Origin of the sequence: Cupriavidus sp. D39 (genome assembly GCF_026627925.1) — a bacterium.
In the GTDB taxonomy this organism is placed as follows: domain Bacteria; phylum Pseudomonadota; class Gammaproteobacteria; order Burkholderiales; family Burkholderiaceae; genus Cupriavidus; species Cupriavidus ulmosensis.
This window is the reverse complement of the sequence record NZ_JAPNLE010000006.1, coordinates 484315-501710: the sequence shown is the minus strand read 5'-3', so window position 1 is coordinate 501710 and position 17396 is coordinate 484315. Positions and strand designations below refer to the sequence as shown.

Here is a 17396-nt window from a genome sequence, read left to right as displayed (position 1 = left end):
ATGATCGGAATCGTTTTGCAATCAATTTGTGACATTGACCACAAGGCACAATAGCTGGCCTCAGCCTGTGACCAGATGGCGTGCGGTTTCCTTGCGTCGAGGAAGGGCGCCCTCGACGTCTTCCAGAATCATCTCGGCACACTTCTCACCAATCATCATGCAAGGAATGCTGGTATTGCCGGAAATAATGGTCGGCATGATGGAGGCATCCGCAACCCGCAGGCCCTTGATGCCGTGGACGCGCAGCCTCTCGTCCACCACGGCCATCGAATCGCGGCCCATCTTGCAAGTGCCCACCATGTGCTGCGTAATATTGCCTGCGGTGCGGATAAATTCGAGAATCTCTTCGTCGGTATTGACCTGAAGGCCTGGCGCCATCTCTTCGGCAATGTTGTCCCGTAGTGGTGCGGCCTGGGCAATCTCGCGTGCTCGTCGCACGGCGAGTATTGCTGTTTTCCTATCATTTTCGGTGGCAAGGAACCTGTAGTTGATGACAGGCGCCGCAAACGGATCCGACGAACGCAGGTGGATCGACCCCGTGCTCTCCGTACGCTGGACATGCGTGTACACGAAGAACCCTTCGGTGGCCGACATCCGCCGTCCTTGTCCCGCCTTCAGTTCGATGATGTAAGGGTTCACGATCATCATGATGTCCGGCTCCGTCCTCTCCGGACGCGAACGCGCGAAAACCCGCAAGGAGCCGTTGCCTTGGGAGATAAATCCCTGGCGAAAGAATACGTACTTGAGTATCTCAACGAAAAGGCCCAAGCCCCTGCCCCGCCTGGCGAGGGAAAGTCCCGGCCGGTTGAAGCGCCACTTCATGATCGCTGCGTAGTGATCGCGAAGGTTCTCTCCCACACCTCTCAGTTCGTGCACTACCTTGATGCCGTGTTGGCTGAGGATTTCCGGGTTGCCGATGCCGGAGAGCTCGAGGAGTTTCGGCGAGTTCGCCGCGCCGCACGAAACGACCACCTCCCACTTCGCCTTGACGTCGTGCATGCAGCCGTCTTTTCTGAAGCGCACGCCGACACATCGCTTGCCCTCCATGATCAGAACGACTGCTTCGGCACCTTGTAGAATCGTCAGATTGGATCGATTGCGTGCGGGATGGAGATACTTCGTGGCGGTGCTCTGGCGCATCCCTCGGTAGCCCGTCTGCTGGGCCAACGCAATACCTTCCTGGCTAGCCCCACTGTAATCAGGGTTGGCGGGAATGCCGACAGCCCCCGCAGCCTTGATATAGATGTCATAGAAAGGCGATAGCTTCTTCATGACAGTCACTTTGATGGGCCCCGTTCGACCGTGGTATTCGTCCGAACCGATGTCAGTGCTTTCTATCCTCTTGAAGTACGGGAGTACCTCGGCATAGCTCCATCCTGGACATCCCTGCTCCGCCCAGGTGTCGTAGTCGATCTTCTGGCCGCGGTTGTAAATGATCCCGTTAATCGCGCTGCTGCCACCAAGCAGCTTTCCTCGTGGCACGTAGATGGGACGATTGCCATGACTTTCGTGCGGTTCAGATTCGTAGCGCCAATTGGCGAGCGGGTTGTCTATCAGGTAGACAACACCGCCCGGGGGCTTGGTCCAGATGTAGTTCGCGCCTTTCTCTCCCGCCTCCAGGCACAAGACCTTGTACTCACTTCTTTCGCTCAGGCGGCTAGCGACGACCCCACCGGCCGAACCGGATCCGATAACAATGAAGTCGTAAGAATTTTCTTGCATGGTTCGCGTCTCAATCAGTGCGATTCGTTAATACTGCTGCTGTATTCGCCAGCGGGCATGTGTTCCTGACAATGCAGGTAACACCGCAATCGCCTCTCACTCTAGAGGCGGGCTTCTAGTTGAACGTCACGGCGCCATGAAGTCACCACCGTCCACGTCGATGACCGACCCGGCGATGGACGCGGCGCGCGCTTCATCTGGCGTAAAGCGCACATGCTCGCTGTCGGGTTCTTTGTCACTGAACATTCTCTGACTCCTGAGATATCGCTTCATGCACTGCCGGCCTGACAGCGGTACCAGGACCGGGTGCGACCAATGCCCTTGATGCAAGGTAGCACACGTTCCGTTAAATGGCACGCGCTCCAATTAATGAAACTTCGGCGGAGGATTTTGTGCAGTGCGGACTGCTACTTTGATGCCTCATGGAGGGAAGTCGTCAAAATGCGATGGAACTACTGCTGTTACCAGCGCGCCCATCTGACAAAGGTAAAGCCTACCTCATCCGAATCCGCACCCGCCTCGGTCGCTAGCGCCCCAAGGCTTGCAATGCGTCCCAAATACGGCGATCGATTTCAATTCCCGTTTTCAGTCGCCGGCGTCGCTCTCGGGCTGCCCGTTCGGATGGAATTCGAATCTCGTCGAATCCAGGCATCTTTGGCGTTGACTTGATCCGCCGGAGCGTGTCCGAAAGCTCGCGCTGGTAGTCATCAAGGGGGACGAGCAAGTCGGGGCGCATCGCAATCAGCAAGTACCCATAATCCTTATTGGGACTCATGCCTGCCCCGGCCATGATGCCCATGGCCTGCATTGCCAGTCCGATCGCGAAGCCTCGATAGCCCGCAAAGTGCATTAAAGCCCCCTTTCTTGCGGATGCAGGGTCGCGAGTGGGGCGGCCCTCCGCGTCAATGGCGACGCCCTCGGGAAGAAGATCCCCCGGCGCTCCACTAGCGCAAGCTCCGATACCATGAACGCCGAAGTACCAAGATCGATCACAAGGGGATCCTCTTGCGTCGGAAACCCGAACGCGATTGGATTGGTCCCGATGGCCGCACAGGCGGCACCGGGTGGTGCGACGATGGGAAACGATGCGACCGTATGGAACCCGATTAGACCTGCCTTGGCAATTCGCTCGACGAAGTACGAACTACGGCCCGTCATCCATGAGTTAAACACGCCCACCACGGAGAATCCGTGCTCAAGAGCTCTGGCAATCACATCATTTGTAGCCAGATCGACGGCCAGCATTCCGACCGTATTGCCACCATCGATCAACGCAGAGACAGGGGTCTCGTGAACGACATGTGGGGTTTTCCTGGGCATTTTCCCCTTAGGATGCCCTGCCAAGTCCAGGATTTTTGGGAGCCCCGAGTATTCGTAGCCACATAAGGCGGCATCCAGGAGGTGGTCCGCAATAACCGTTTGCTCTTGGGGGTGTAGCCGAGTCGGCCCACAATGTCGCGCATTGCCGCATGGGCTTCTTGCGCAGTGAAACGAACTCGATCTTCCGTCGCATTGCTGTCGCTAAACATCCTTTGTCTCCATACCGGTAGCCGCTGCCGGGCGCGCGCGCCTACTTATCTTCAGATTGCCTGTTCTGATTCATAGTAGCACGAGTTTCGTTCAAAGGCACAGGTTTCATTCATAGGAACTTACAATCAGGTACATCGAAAGAGGAAGGCGAGCAGTTGGGAACACCCCGCAGGAGAACGTCACTGGCGGCGGCAGTTTCGGCTTCCGGGCGGCCAGCATCGCCAACCTGTGCGGCATGGCGAACGGGTTGCACCGGGGTACGGGATCTCGGGGCGACGTGGTCGTCGAAGGGCGGTGCTGCGCGAGCGCGCCCATTTTTGTTATGAAAAGCGGATATACAGCCGCTATGCCTGCCGGCTCTTTACGGCCCGGTCGGCAAAGATCATTTCTACGGCTTTCTTACCGATCATGATGGTCGGCGCATCGGTATTGCCAGACGTCACGACCGGCATGATCAAAGCGGCGGACAGAGGTCCTGATCAATCGTCGCCGAGACGCAGTTCGCTCGCAGTACGGAAAATGCCGTGCGTAGACGACCTCTGGGGATCGCTGTCGAGCCAAGTCCGAGCGTAACGCGTCCTTTCACATTGGAAGATTCCTGACGAGCGATCAGCACCGCCTCGTCCAGTTGACGCAAAATTAGCTTCGCATGTCGATACAGGGCCGCGCCGTTCGGCGTCGGCACCACGCCCCGTGCAGACCGCACCAACAAAGGCTTGCCGACCTCGTCTTCGAGCCGGGCGATCTGCTGGCTGAGGGCGGGCTGAGCTACGAAGAACTGGCGCGATGCCTTGGTCAGGCTACCACTCTCGACCACCTGGACGAAATACCGCAGCCCACGCACGTCCATCAACGACTCCGTATGGCGACGTCAAGGGTCGCCGGCATCCTGGAATTTGACTCTCCGGGGCAATGCCTGCGCCACGATCCGACGCCCGCGCGAGCCCCGGAACACGGTGAGTGTTCGCTTGAAGCGCACATGAAGGCACTCCATGGAATTCCGGAAACTATATAGCAACTGCGATCGCCCTGGACCACCCTTGAAACCCCTGCAACAGCACAAGTTGCTCGAACGCCTAGGAGGAACCTTTCAGGTGCTTGCCGACTTCCCGCCAGATCACAAGGTCCCTCCCCGTTCGTGCGCGAACTTCAGCATCGCTCTTCAAAGCCGTCTCTTAGATTGATGCGATCTGGTGGTCAGCACACTTGCGCTGCAGAGCCTTCCGTTCCTTGGTTCGATGGTCATTGGGTACGGTGACAGGCAACGGTCGGCCACGCCGCTGCCTGGCTCGGGCAAGACAAAGACGGCCTATCCGCATGTCAGCGTTCCCTTCTTGACGCCCTTCGCATTCAGGACCATTCGCGCAATTGGGCCTCGGCGTCCAGCCAGTCACGGGTATCGAATCCCTCGGTAAAAGCACCGTGAACTTCGGCCAGCAAATGGCAGGCTTCGTCACGCTTGCCCTGGAGATGCCAAAGGCGCGCAAGGCTCAGCGCGCACTTCAACTCTGTCGAGCGCGCTCCTTGCCCGCGGGCGAGCGCCACCGCGTTGCGCAGATCGGATTCCGCTTCAGTGATCCTGATGGAGGTGCAAGGGTCTTCCTCGCCTGCCATTTTCCATAACAGATCCCCTCTCAGGCGAAGCAACGCGGGGCTTTCGAACCGTTCTCCAGTTCTTTCCGCCAACGCCAACGCATGGCGCAGCACGCGAAGCGCTAATTCGAACTTCCCCACCTTGCCATAGGCATCAGCAAGCAGGCCTAACAGCGATGGCCGTCCCAGCGCGGATCTCGTCGCACGGTGAGCGCTGAGGCCCCGCCTCATTCGCACAATGCCTTCTTCCTGCTTCCCGAGTTTCGCAAGGGCCCAGCCTCGGAGAGTCGTTCCCCATGCCTCATAGAGCGGGAAGCCGCGCTCGGCTGATACAGCGATCGCGGCGTCAGCATACCCGAGCGACCGCTCGACTTCATCCCGGCGCCGATAGAGTTCAGCCGCGAAAATCAGGCTCAGCGCCAGGCCAAAAGGATCGGCCGCCGCCCGGGCTAGTTCCAGGGCCTCTTCGCAGCGAATCCGTGACTGATCCGGTAAGCCTAGATACCAAAGGATCCAGCTCAAGGTGCTGCGTATATGGACAGCGGGGTTCCTCACCAGGCGCAGCAAGTAGTCATAGGACTGCTGCCCAGGTTGGTGCAGTGTCAACGCCTGCTCCATGTGGTGACGTGCGCCTTCGATTTCGCCCAGACGAAGCAGCGTAACGCCCAGAGCTCGATGGGCCTCAGCAAGTCGTTCCCGGTCGCTGGTGTCCTGCGCCAGGCCCAGCAGCCGTTCGGCCAGCGCGTGGGCCTGCTTTAGCTGCGCTCGCAGTAAATAGTGAGACCACAGACCTGCCTGCGCGGAAAACAGCTCCGGCATTTTCTCCTCGCGTTCGCACAGGGTTAATGCTTGGGTATAGGTTTCTTCGACCTCTGGCGACCCATGGCCGCGGGCGGCTATCCAGGCGGGACCGAGGGTCAGTAGCAAATGGATCATCTCGCTTGTTCGCTCGGGGGCTTCCGGCAACGCCTTGAGAAGCTCAAGGGCTGCACTGAGATGACGGATCCCTTCACGTTGCGCAGACCGCCGCAAGGCCTGCTCGCCCGCAAGCTGCAGATAGTGTATGGCTTTCGCGGCATTCCCGCTATTGCTGTAGTGGTGGGCCAACTCGTTAAGGTAGTCCTCCAGTCGGCCTGGAAACAGTGACTCGATTGCCTCGGCGGCGCGTTCATGCAGCTTGCTTCGCTGACTGTGCAGCAAAGAATTGGCGGCGACTTCCTGCATGAGCGCGTGCCTGAACGCATACTCGACTTCCGGAAATGCAGGTCGCTCGAAGATGAATTCGCTACGCTGTAGATCGCCAAGAAGCGACAGCAACTCCTGCTCTGACAACGCGGCAACATACCGGACCATGCTGAATGAAAAGTCCTTGCCGATAATTGCCAGAGTCTGCAACAGTGCCTTCTGCGCCTGCGACAGGCGGTCAATGCGCGCTGCAATGACGCCTTGGACGGTGGTCGGAATATGAAGTGACACGGCGGGCGTCGCAATCCGATAGCTTGATTGCCTCGGCGGCGCGTTCATGCAGCTTGCTTCGCTGACTGTGCAGCAAAGAATTGGCGGCGACTTCCTGCATGAGCGCGTGCCTGAACGCATACTCGACTTCCGGAAATGCAGGTCGCTCGAAGATGAATTCGCTACGCTGTAGATCGCCAAGAAGCGACAGCAACTCCTGCTCTGACAACGCGGCAACATACCGGACCATGCTGAATGAAAAGTCCTTGCCGATAATTGCCAGAGTCTGCAACAGTGCCTTCTGCGCCTGCGACAGGCGGTCAATGCGCGCTGCAATGACGCCTTGGACGGTGGTCGGAATATGAAGTGACACGGCGGGCGTCGCAATCCGATAGCTGCCCGGCGCGCCGAGGATGGTACCTTCTTCTGCCAGTGTCCTGACCACTTCCTCCATAAAGAACGGATTGCCCTCAGTTTTGGCAAGGATGAGCTGCATCAATGACCCCAGCTCGGAGTGAGCACCCAATAGGGTTGCAAGTAGTTCTTGTGCCTCCATTTGACCGAGCGGTTCCAGACGCAACTGGATGTAGCTCCGCTGGAGCTTCCAGTCATGCGCGTATTCGTGCCGGTAGTTGACCAGCAGCAGAATCCTTGAAGCCGCTACATGCGACGCCAGCTCATCAAGGAATGCTTCGGTTTCCCTGTCAAGCCATTGCAGGTCTTCGAACAGCAACACGACCGGCTGGCTCTGGCTCTCGCTTACCAATAGACGAACTATCGCTTCAAAGGTGCGCTGGCGCCGGAGCCGGGCGTCCATCGCGGGCAACGTTGACTGTGGCTCACTGATACCGAGAAGATAGAGCAGATAGGGGAGTTGATCCTCCAGCTCGCGATCCAGTGTCAGCAACCTGCCCGTGACCTTTTCGCGATACAAGCGCTCGTCGTCGGCGGCCACGATCTGGAAGTAGTTTCTCAACAGATCGATCAACGGGAGATAGGGAAATGCCTTTCCATGCGAAACCGAGAAAGTCTCCAGCACCAGGCAGCCCTGCCGCGCCCTGGCCTTGAATTCGTGGAACAAACGCGATTTGCCAACACCGGCTTCTCCTACCACCCCAACAATCCGCCCGCGCTTTGCGATGGCCGAGGCCAGCGCCGACTGCAAACACTCCAGTTCTCGCTCACGTCCGACGAACCTCGTCAGACCGCGGTACGCCGACACCTGAAGTCGCGTGCGCAAAGTGCCGGGCCCCAGCAGCTCATAGACTGGAAGCGGAGTCCGGATGCCCTTTACGTTGGTGGCGCCCAGAGCTTTGAAATGGAAGTACCCATCGGCAAGCTTATAAGTGGATTCACTGACGAGTACCGACGACGGCATCGCCATCCCTTCCATGCGAGAAGCGATATGAATAGTATGGCCGACCGGGTCATAATCGGTGTGCAGATCGTCTTTGCGAATGGAGCGCACCATTACCTCTCCGGTGTGGACGCCAACCCGGATCTGCAGCGGAATACCCTTCTCCAGACGAATCCTACCGCCATGGCTGCGCATCGCCTCCTGCATCCGCAATGCCGCATACAACGCCCGCAGCGGGTGGTCTTCGTGCGCGATTGGAGCACCGAACAGTGCCAGGATGCCATCACCCAGCGACTTGGCGACGTACCCTTCATAGTGGTGTACGGCTTCCATCATGATCGCCACGACCGGATCGATCAGTTCCCGGGCATCCTCGGGATCCAGGTCCTGAATCAGCGCCGTCGACCCAGCCATATCCGCAAACAGGGCGGTAATAGTCTTGCGCTCGCCCGCATCGTGCCCGCGGGCCTCCATCGCCGCGCGCTCGGCCAGAATGCGCTCAGCCAGGTGCGCTGGCGTGTACAGAACCGGAGCGCTGACGCAAGGCGCCGCACTGGATGTCGGAGAACCGGCCGTAGTGGTTAAGGAAGCGCCACATGCACCACAAAACTTTGCGGTAGCGGCAGACTCGTAGCCACAATTCGGACAGGTTTGGCCAAGAGTATGGCCACATTCCTCACAGAACCTTCCTCGCGCTGGGTTTTCAAACCCGCACTTTGTGCAGCGCATGGCACCCTCGGACAGCCGTCGACTGCTAGCATTACAGGCGCAAAGCGCGCGCCTCGCAAGCCGATTATGACCCGCATCCGCCCCCGTAAGTCATGGAATCGGTTCGCGGCTTGTCCATGTGAGTCTGGTCATTCCAGGGCATACACAGTCCCGGGATCATCCGAAAAAGATGGCTGCGTCGAGATGATCGAACTCATCTGCGACGCAGCTGAAGCGCCGCGATGCGGCGGCACCATGGAGATTCAAAGCAGCCGGTCCCGGATGCCGTGAGCCGTCGGGAGAAGGCGTTGACATCGATCGCGCCGCCCCCGCGGATCAGCCGATGCCGGTACCAGCGTTAAAAGATGTGTCGCAAGGCGACCGAGGCGCCAAACTGGTTGGCGCCAGCCGAGACGGTCCCGAAGCCCGAGCCGCCAGTGCCCAGGCCAAGGTTCGACCCGTTCCGATTCTTGGTATAGCCCACTGCAAGATACGCACTGGTGCGCTTGGAGAACGCATACGCCCCCGAGGCGACAAACATCCACGGGTCCGCACTGGTGCCGGCGAAGTCCTGATAGTATGCCGCGCCCGCGAGCGTCACGTTGCTGGTCGCTTGCCAGCGCGCACCTGCCCACCACAGATTGGACCGCTGATTGGCGGTCGCCGGAGCTCCGGCCAGCAATGCCCCGTCGAACGCTTTGGCCCATCTGTAGCCGGCATAGAGCGTCGCATTGCCAATGGCGAAATTGCCACCCACGGTAGCGCGCCGCGTGGTCGCGTCGGGCCGTGCCGAAACCGTACCGGTGTTGATCTCGTCGTACGCCGCCGCAACGCTCCAGTTGGCGCCGTTGTAGGCGGCGCTGCCGGAATACTCCCTTCCGATCTTGGCGCTTCCCGGTATCTCACTGCCCCCTGTGACCGTGCTGTCTGCGCCGAAGCTATAGAAGAGCTGCGTTTCCATTGGGCCGAATTTGCCGACGTACTTGATCGCATTGTCAGCACGGCCAGCGAACGCGGCGTCCTGAGCCAGGATCGAGTACTTCGTCACGATGAGCATGGGGTCGATCGTCCCGGAGATCCAATAGAAGGGTGTAGGCTGCCGCCCCAGCGTCACCACGCCCCAGCGGCCATCAAGGCCGACATAGGCGGAACGGCCAAACAAGCGCCCGCCTTGCGTGGACTTGCCAGTATCGGACTCAAAGCCGCTTTCCAGCACGAAGACTCCCTTGAGTCCATTGCCAAGGTCTTCGGTACCGCGCAGTCCCCAGCGGGACGCCGCCAGATTGGCTGGTGTCATGCGCACGAGATCATGCCCGCCGCCCGGCTGGTTGTTGACATACTCGATGCCTGCATCGATCACTCCATACAGAATGACATTCGACTGTGCCTGGGCAGTGCCTGCACAAGCCGCCGCAATACTGCACAACGCGATCATCTTCAATTTCATGTTGCCTCCTCCTCTTCTTCTGGTTTAACCAAAGCTAGATCTACCCGTTTCTCTACCTGTCTGTGCAATCCCCGAATCGACTCCTCCTTTCCCGCCCCCAAAATCCACCAAACGAAACTGGTTCCGTTTTTAAAAAAACAAATGGATACCCACAGTGCGAAAGTGAGATCTTGGAGCAAAGACGCCTCCCGGGAGGCGAATTCCCGGGGCATTGTGTTTCCATGCGGCGGACTACGCCAGCGCGAAATCGACGTTGCCGCCGATCATGGCGCGTCCTAGACCCCCGTGGCGCGATTCGTGGCCCCAGACGAGCCATGTCTCTACCGCGGCACAAGGACCGTCGTGAGTGCTATCAAATGCGATTCAGGATGCGACCGCCATCGACCAGTACCGATATGCCCGTGATGAAGTTCGCTTCATCGGAGGCGAGGAACAGAGCGGCATTAGCGACGTCCCAGCCCGTACCCTGCCGGCCGAGGGAACCTTGGCATTGCGCTCGGCCGATACCTGTTCCCGGGACTGATTCCATTCGCGCACACGTGTGTCCACGGCCATGGGAGTAGCGATCAGGCCCGGCAACACGCAGTTGGCGCGGATGCCATACTGGGCATTCTGCAGCGCGAGCTGCTCGGTGAATGCCACGACGCCTGCCTTGGCCGCCTTATAGGCTACGTACGGATATTTGCCGACTGCCGCAGCGGAGGAAACGTTGACGATCGCCCCGCCACCTTGCTTGCGCATGATCGCCACGGCGTGCTTGCATGCGAATACGGTGCCGCGCAAGTTGATGCGGCAGACATTATCGAAATTTTCCTCGGTAATGTCGAGCAGATCGGCATCCCCGCCGGCAATGCTTACACCCACATTGTTATGCAGGACATCAAGCGAGCCCCATCTCTGCGTGGCCTCAGCCAGCGCGCGCGCCAGGTCTGCTTCACGGGTGACATCCGCGGCAAAACTGATGCATTCAAAGCCTTCGCCGCGGATAATTTCGGCGGTCTCCTCGGCGGATTCGAGACGGCGATCCACCGCCAGTACGCGAGCCCCCTCGCGCGCAAAGCGGATCGCCGCGGCGCGTCCGTTGCCGACACCTTCTCCGGGGCTCTGACCCGCCCCAATGACCACCGCAACCTTCCCCTGCAGCCGTTTCGCGGGCGTCCAGCCCAGACCTTGTTCAGATGTATTCATAACTACTTCGCTCCTATATTTGTATTGGCTGGTTCGGTTTCAACCCGCGACATTGACGTATTTGCTGAAGCGGGTCCATTTTTCGGTGTCTTCCTGAATGACCTTGCGCAGGTCGTCCGGACTGCCGGAGCGTGGATCCGCGTAATACTTATCCTGTATCTGGGCTGCCGAGGTGGGTTCCCGCGATACGCGGTTTATTGCCGCATTGAGCTTCATAGCGACGCTGGCAGGCAATCCCCTCGGCCCCACCAGACCATAGTAGGTATAGGGATCAAGGCCTTCCAAGCCGCTGATACCGGCTTCCGCGAGGCTCGGGGCCTCCGGCAGTTGCCTCAGCCGATGCGAGCCAGTCACAGCCAGCGCCCGCAGCTTGCCATTGCTGATCGCCGTCACCGCTCCCTGGGCCGGCGCAATGCCGACATGAACGGATCCGGTGTACATCGCCTGGACGATATCCGCATCCGCCTTGTAGGGAATGTGGGTCATGGTGATACCGGCGACCTTGCTCAGGTATTCGCCCGCCAGGTGACTGGCCGAGCCGATGCCCGACGAACCGAAATTCACCTTCGTCGGGTTCGCCTTGGAGTAGGCGGCAAGGTCGCGCAACGAGCGCACCGGCAGGTCGCGGTTGACCACGATCACACCGGGCGCGGTGGCCACCAACCCAACCATGCTGAAGTCCTTCAGCGGCTCGTAGGACAGGCCCCGCTGGACCCCGGCGTCTGCGAAAGCGCGCTGCCCGTTCCCATATAGAGGGTGTACCCATCCGCCGGCGCGGCTTTCAGCACCTTGATCGCAACGATCTGGCCAGCGCCGGGCTTGTTCTCCACGATAACCGGAGTCTTGAGTTCCACAGCAAGCTTCTGCGCATAGAAGCGGGCAATTGCGTCCGTACTTCCACCCGCCGCAAAGCCGACCAAGATGCGGATCGGCCGAGCCGGATACTCTTCGGCGTGTGACGCCGTGCCAAGCACCCCCATGACCCCGAGGGAAAGCAAGCGTGCAACAAAACTGAAAGCCATGACTCGTCTCCTATGGAATGTAACGCGCCGGATCCGCCGCCTCATCTGCCGGCTGGCCGGTCCTCGCATATGACCTCTTGCTCATAGCCGCATCAGCACCGATTTGGTCTGGCTATAGGCGTCGATCGACTCCGCCCCCATCTCCCGACCATAGCCGGACTGCTTGTATCCGCCAATGGCCATCACGGGGTCGGTCTCGGCATAGGTATTGATCCACACGCGGCCGGACTTCAGCGCCCGCGCAACCCGGTGAGCCCGGCTGACGTCCCTGGTCCAAACCGCCGCTGCCAGCCCGTATTCCGTGTCATTGCCCATCCTGACAACGTCCGCCTCGTCCTTGAACGGGATGATGGAAAGCACGGGCCCGAAGATCTCTTCCCGCGCAATCCGCATCGAGTTGGATACGCCACAGAACACCGTCGGTGCCACGAAATATCCGGTGTCGCCCACGCGCGAGCCACCCAGCACCAGACTGGCGCCGTCTTCGCGTCCGGCGTCGACGTAGGACAGGACGCGACGCATCTGACGCTCCGAAATCAAGGGACCCATCTGGGTGTCCGGTAGCAGCGGCGAGCCGACCCGGTACGTAGCCGCGATCTCCGAAACGCGCTGCGCGATTTCTTCATGCAGGCTCTCATGAACGAACAGGCGCGTGCCCGCGGAGCAGATCTGTCCGGAATTTCGGCAGAACGCCACCACCGCGGTCTCGACCGCACGGTCCAGATCGGCGTCCGGAAAGATAATGTTCGGCGACTTGCCTCCAAGCTCCAGCGTGACCTTTTTCAGGTTGCCCGCCGACGCCTGGAGAATCTGACGGCCAACGCCGGTCGAACCGGTGAAGGCGATCTTGTCGACATCGGGATGCGCCGCCATGGCCGCACCTGCTGTAGCACCATATCCCGGTACCACATTGACGACACCGGGCGGCAAATCAAGCTCCTGAATGAGCTCAGCCAGCCGGAGCGTCGTCAGCGGCGACTGCTCCGCCGGCTTCAGGACAGCGGTGTTGCCGCAGACCAGCGCCGGGGCAAGCTTGGTCGCCGCCATGACAAGTGGCACGTTCCAGGCATTGATCAGCGCGCACACCCCCATGGGCTCGCGCAGGGAATAGATGAAACGGGAGGCATCCGTCGGGTTGGTCGTGCCATGGGTCTTTGTTGCCCACCCCGCGTAGTACCGGAAGAGCTCAGCCGCCGAGGCAACGCGGCCGACCGTGAACGCCAATGGCGCGCCCATATCGAGGGTCTCCAGCGCGGCAAGCTCGTCGGCGTGCTTTTCAATCGCATCGGCGATCCGCAACAGGTAGCGCGCGCGGACATGCGGGGAAATCCCGGCCCACGAAGGCGCTTCGAACGCCTGCCTGGCGGCGCGAACTGCCGCATCGATATCCTCGCGGTCTGCCTCGGCCACCTCCACAAGGGCCTCTTCGGTGGACGGATCGATGGTGGCAAAAGTCTTGCCCGAGGCGGCATTGACCCATTTGCCGCCGATCAAGAGGCGCCGGGGCCGCTGGCGAGCCAGTCCAATGCCTTCCGATGGCCCTCGTTGACGGGGCCAGCGCCTGATGAGAAAGATGACATCCTTTGATCTCCCTACGGCGTACGTGCCGGTAATTCGACGCCCGGGTCACTCCGGGGGCGAGGCAACCCTTACTGTCTCTCAAGCCGGATTTCCTTGGACAAGCTGGTTACGTCGGCAACCTCCTTGGCCATGAAGGCATTAAAGTCATGGGGCGACATGAAAACGTCCTCAATGCCTTCGGCCTTGAATCGCTCTTTCAGGGCCTGGTTTGAGTACACGGCATGCAGGGCATCGGACAGTTTTTGCACCACCTCCTTCGGAGTGCCGGCCGGTGCAACCAGTCCCATCCACGTATAGAAGCTGTAGCCCGGCACGCCCTGTTCAGCGAGCGTGGGAATATCAGGCGACGTGCTGACGCGGGTCGCCGACGAAACCCCCAGTGCCGTCAGCTTTCCGCCCGCCAGATAGCCCTTGCCGCTGCCATAGGCTTCGAAAATCATGCTCACGCGTCCGCTCATCACGTCCGGCATTGCCGGGCCGTTGCCCTTGTAAGGAACGTGCAGAAGCTGCAGACCGGCTCGCTGCAGGAACAACGCCGCGCCGATATGCGTACCGGTGCCAACGCCTGCGGACGCGTACGTCAGCTTGTTCGGATTTGCCTTGGCATTCTTGATGAAATCCGCGGCATTCTTGTAGGAGCTGTCTGGCGACACGACGAGGAGAAGTGGTGACTTGCCGAGGAAACCGACGCCGGTAAAGTCCTTGGTGATGTCATAGTTGGCGTCCTTCTTCAGCACTTGCTGGTACGCCATGGTTCCCGCCGAGGCAAGCAGCGTGTAGCCGTCCGCCGGCGCCGCCTTGACGACGTTGATGCCGATCATGCCGTCCCCGCCTGCGCGGTTCTCGACGATGACCTGCTGCTTCAGTCGCAAACTCATTTCCTGTGCGACCAGCCGCGTTGTGAAATCCACCAGGCCGCCCGGGCCGGTGTTCACCACAATGCGAACAGGACGGCTCGGGTATGCGTCTGCTGCAAGCGCTGGGGCTGTGGCCGCCATGGCAACGGGTACGATGGCGAAAAGATTCCGGAAAAATTGCTTCATTTCTTGTCTCCCATACTATTTGTAATCGGGTTGCCGATCGCGATCAGCGCTTCTCTGTGCGCTCAGCTTCCATAGCGGACACCCACCGTCGATTCATACACGCTGCGCATCTGCGAAATATCGGCGGAATCAGGCAACTGATTGGCCCCCTGCTCGAACAGGCTGCGTACAAGCTGCACCAGCATCACGGGTACGCCTACCGCGATCGCGAGGGCGCACGTGGCGCCCAGTCCATCGATGACCGATCGTAGGCTGGCGTTTTCCGTCCTTCCACCAGATACCAGAGCGGGCAACAGAGTGCGCGAGGCTTCACTCCAACCGGAGCTCCGGTTGATGACAGTCGCCATATCGGCCAGGCCAAGGCCATGACGAAGTCCGACAGCGGTGCACTCGTAAGCTACAAGGCTGCAGAGCGCCGAAATGCCATCTTCAAGCAGAGTCAGGATCTGACCGGCCTCTGGCGTTGCGATACCGGCGGGCTGAACTGTGGGCGCAGGCGCCAATTGCGTCCCCGCAAGCGACGCGATCACCCCGACCATGTCCTCCAGCGTCGCGCTCGAACCCAAGGTATTGGCGCCGGCCTGCAGCAGTCCCAGGGTCGCGCTGGTGATCGGCATCGGAACCCGCGTCTGGGCTCCCAACGCGACCGCCTGCGCCACGTCCTTCACCATCAGCGCCAACGCGAAGTTCGTCGAAGACTTGCCTTGCACCAGGGCCGGAAGCATCTTGTCGGTCGTCTGGTTTCTTGCCTTTCCCCGATTCAGATGCTCGCTCATCGCCGCCAGGGACAAGCCGGCCTTTGCCCCAAGGGCCGCCATTTCCAACGTACCCACGCGGGCGCATGCATTCATGGCGTTGTTGACGATCTTCATCCCCTGGCCGTCGCCGACACGCCGGCCACAATGGGTGATGGCTTCGCTGATCACGCGCAAAACCGGCAAGGCTCGTTCATATACGGCATCCGGGCCTGACGCCATCAGTGTCGCGCCGCCTTCGGCGACGACATGCGGACTGGCAGACACCGCCGCATCCATCATCTCCACGCCATGGCTGGCCAGCATTTCCGCGATCTGCCGCGTCTCGCCGGGCGCGCCGCTGGTCTGGTCGATCACCAGCTTGCCCTCCGACAAGCCTGAGGCGAGGCCGTCAGGTCCGAATGCAAGCCGGTGCACATCAGCGCTGCGGGGCAGGCACACCAGAACCACATCGCATTGGCGCCCAAGGTCCGCCGCCGACGATGCCACCCTGGCGCCAAGCGACGACAAGTATTCGCATGCGGCAGGATTCAGGTCCCACACGCAAAGGTCATGCGCCGGCAAGAAGCGCCGGGCGAGCTCCCGGCCCAGTGCGCCCAGGCCGATATATCCAATCTTCAAGATCCGTCTCCTCACCGTGGTCCCTGCTGCACGCAGCCGCACCGCGAGACCCTCAGGTCACTGCCTTATCAGAGTGATGCGCCCTTCGCCTCCCGCAACGCCCCGCCGACCGCGGCGATTTCGCCGAGAAGCCTGCCGGGCTGCCAGCGTTTGCCATATCGCGTATGCCATTCGGATACCTGCTGCCAGACTGCTTGGGCGCCGACGGTATCGGCCCAGTACATCAGCCCGCCCCGATGACGGGGAAGCCAAAGCCGTACAGCCACATGACGTCGATGTCGCTGGCGCGGTAGGCTTTTCCTTCCTCCAGGATCTTGCATGCCTCGTTGACCGACGCGAACAGCAAGCGGTGCAGGATTTCCTCGTCGGTGAACGAGCGCTGCGGAATGCCGAACTCCGCCGCGACCTGCGCGATGACCTGTTTCACCACGTCGTCCGGATGCGGGGTGCGATCGCCATCGCGGTAGGCGTACCAGCCGGCGCCGGTCTTCTGGCCCTTGCGGCCCATTTCCACCAGCCGGTCCGGCACGTGCAACTTGCGATACTCCGGATTGGCCGCGGCGCGGCGCTTGCGCCCTTCATAGCTCACGTCGAGGCCGGAAATGTCGTTAACGGCAAAGGGCCCCATCGGGTAGCCGAAGTCGACCATGACCTTGTCGATCTGCTCCGGCGTCGCACCTTCTTCGAGCATCAGCATCATCTCGGTCATCATCGGGGCACGGCTGCGGTTCGCGGCAAAGCCATCGCACGAACCGGCCACCGCACATACCTTGCCCATGTCGCGCGCCATCTTCATGGCATTCGCCACTGTCACGGGCGCCGTCTTGCTGCCACGCACGACCTCGCAGAGCTTCATCACGTTTGCCGGCGCAAAGAAGTGCGCGCCGGCCACGTCTTGCGGGCGGCTGGTGGCGTTTGCCATGATGTCGATATCAATGGCCGACGAGTTGGTCAGCAGCAATGCCCCCGGCTTCATCACGGCGTCGAGGCGGCCAAAGATCTCCTGCTTGATATCGATCCGCTCGAATACAGCCTCGACGACGGCATCGCAGTCTGCGATGGCTTCATAGCTCTGCACACCTTCAATCAAGGCCAGTCGTGCGTCCATTTCACCTTGCGACAAGCTGCCTCGCTTGACACGGACTGCGTACGTGTCACGGATGCGCAGCATGCCTCGGTCGAGCGCCTCGCGCGTGACTTCGAGCACCGTGACGGGGATACCCGCATCCGCATAGGACATAGCAATGCCGCTGCCCATCGTGCCTGCACCGATCACGGCAGCAGACTGAATACGAGGCGCCTTGCCGGTGGACTCTGCCCCCGGGATCTTGGCGGCTTCGCGCTCGGCGAAGAACGCGTAGCGAAGCGCCTTCG

General features: G+C 60.5%; 11 protein-coding genes and 4 pseudogenes. All 15 read right to left on the bottom strand.

Features of this window, described 5'->3' with window-relative positions:
• Positions 1-60: 60 nt before the first annotated feature.
• Complete coding sequence (locus OMK73_RS06580; RefSeq protein ID WP_267601269.1) at positions 61-1722, bottom strand: GMC family oxidoreductase; 1662 nt, start codon at positions 1720-1722, stop codon at positions 61-63.
• A 526-nt stretch (positions 1723-2248) separates the two neighbouring features.
• Positions 2249-3120 (bottom strand): annotated as a pseudogene (locus OMK73_RS06575) (Ldh family oxidoreductase).
• A 756-nt stretch (positions 3121-3876) separates the two neighbouring features.
• Positions 3877-4102, bottom strand: a pseudogene (locus OMK73_RS06570) (LysR family transcriptional regulator); the annotation flags it as partial.
• 500 nt (positions 4103-4602) lie between these two features.
• Positions 4603-6321 (bottom strand): ATP-binding protein, encoded by a 1719-nt coding sequence (locus OMK73_RS06565; protein WP_267601268.1) that lies wholly within the window; start codon positions 6319-6321, stop codon positions 4603-4605.
• 22 nt (positions 6322-6343) lie between these two features.
• A pseudogene (locus OMK73_RS06560) lies at positions 6344-8386 on the bottom strand (adenylate/guanylate cyclase domain-containing protein); the annotation flags it as partial.
• 337 nt (positions 8387-8723) lie between these two features.
• Positions 8724-9800, bottom strand: a complete 1077-nt coding sequence (locus tag OMK73_RS06555; protein ID WP_324291678.1) for a porin — start codon at positions 9798-9800, stop codon at positions 8724-8726.
• A gap of 364 nt (positions 9801-10164) precedes the next feature.
• Entirely contained in the window at positions 10165-10341 is a 177-nt protein-coding gene (locus OMK73_RS38160) for an SDR family oxidoreductase (protein ID WP_324291674.1), read from the bottom strand.
• A 41-nt stretch (positions 10342-10382) separates the two neighbouring features.
• Positions 10383-11000, bottom strand: a pseudogene (locus OMK73_RS06550) (SDR family NAD(P)-dependent oxidoreductase); the annotation flags it as partial.
• A gap of 39 nt (positions 11001-11039) precedes the next feature.
• Positions 11040-11672: a Bug family tripartite tricarboxylate transporter substrate binding protein gene (locus OMK73_RS06545; RefSeq protein ID WP_267601264.1), complete on the bottom strand. Its 633-nt coding sequence runs from the start codon at positions 11670-11672 to the stop codon at positions 11040-11042.
• Between the two features lie 11 nt (positions 11673-11683).
• Positions 11684-12022: a Bug family tripartite tricarboxylate transporter substrate binding protein gene (locus OMK73_RS06540; protein WP_267601262.1), complete on the bottom strand. Its 339-nt coding sequence runs from the start codon at positions 12020-12022 to the stop codon at positions 11684-11686.
• A gap of 81 nt (positions 12023-12103) precedes the next feature.
• Positions 12104-13516 carry an aldehyde dehydrogenase family protein gene (locus OMK73_RS06535; RefSeq protein ID WP_324291673.1) on the bottom strand — a complete coding sequence of 471 codons (1413 nt, stop codon included), beginning with the start codon at positions 13514-13516 and terminating at the stop codon, positions 12104-12106.
• 155 nt (positions 13517-13671) lie between these two features.
• Entirely contained in the window at positions 13672-14646 is a 975-nt protein-coding gene (locus OMK73_RS06530) for a Bug family tripartite tricarboxylate transporter substrate binding protein (RefSeq protein WP_267601260.1), read from the bottom strand.
• Positions 14647-14708: 62 nt separating this feature from the next.
• Positions 14709-16037, bottom strand: a complete 1329-nt coding sequence (locus tag OMK73_RS06525; RefSeq protein ID WP_267601258.1) for an NAD-binding protein — start codon at positions 16035-16037, stop codon at positions 14709-14711.
• 53 nt (positions 16038-16090) lie between these two features.
• A complete protein-coding gene (locus OMK73_RS06520; RefSeq protein ID WP_267601256.1) occupies positions 16091-16246 on the bottom strand; it encodes a hypothetical protein in 156 nt (51 codons plus the stop codon).
• Positions 16246-17298, bottom strand: coding sequence for a 3-hydroxyacyl-CoA dehydrogenase (locus OMK73_RS06515; RefSeq protein WP_267601255.1), 1053 nt, complete (start codon positions 17296-17298; stop codon positions 16246-16248). The genes OMK73_RS06520 and OMK73_RS06515 overlap by 1 nt, the downstream gene beginning before the upstream one ends.
• Positions 17299-17396: the final 98 nt, after the last annotated feature.

Coding starts and splice junctions, on each gene's coding strand:
- OMK73_RS06580 (WP_267601269.1), bottom strand. CDS start 1,722: ATGCAAGAAAATTCTTACGACTTCATTGTTATCGGATCCGGTTCGGCC.
- OMK73_RS06555 (WP_324291678.1), bottom strand. CDS start 9,800: ATGATCGCGTTGTGCAGTATTGCGGCGGCTTGTGCAGGCACTGCCCAG.
- OMK73_RS38160 (WP_324291674.1), bottom strand. CDS start 10,341: ATGGAATCAGTCCCGGGAACAGGTATCGGCCGAGCGCAATGCCAAGGT.
- OMK73_RS06545 (WP_267601264.1), bottom strand. CDS start 11,672: ATGGTTGGGTTGGTGGCCACCGCGCCCGGTGTGATCGTGGTCAACCGC.
- OMK73_RS06540 (WP_267601262.1), bottom strand. CDS start 12,022: ATGGCTTTCAGTTTTGTTGCACGCTTGCTTTCCCTCGGGGTCATGGGG.
- OMK73_RS06530 (WP_267601260.1), bottom strand. CDS start 14,646: ATGAAGCAATTTTTCCGGAATCTTTTCGCCATCGTACCCGTTGCCATG.
- OMK73_RS06520 (WP_267601256.1), bottom strand. CDS start 16,246: ATGTACTGGGCCGATACCGTCGGCGCCCAAGCAGTCTGGCAGCAGGTA.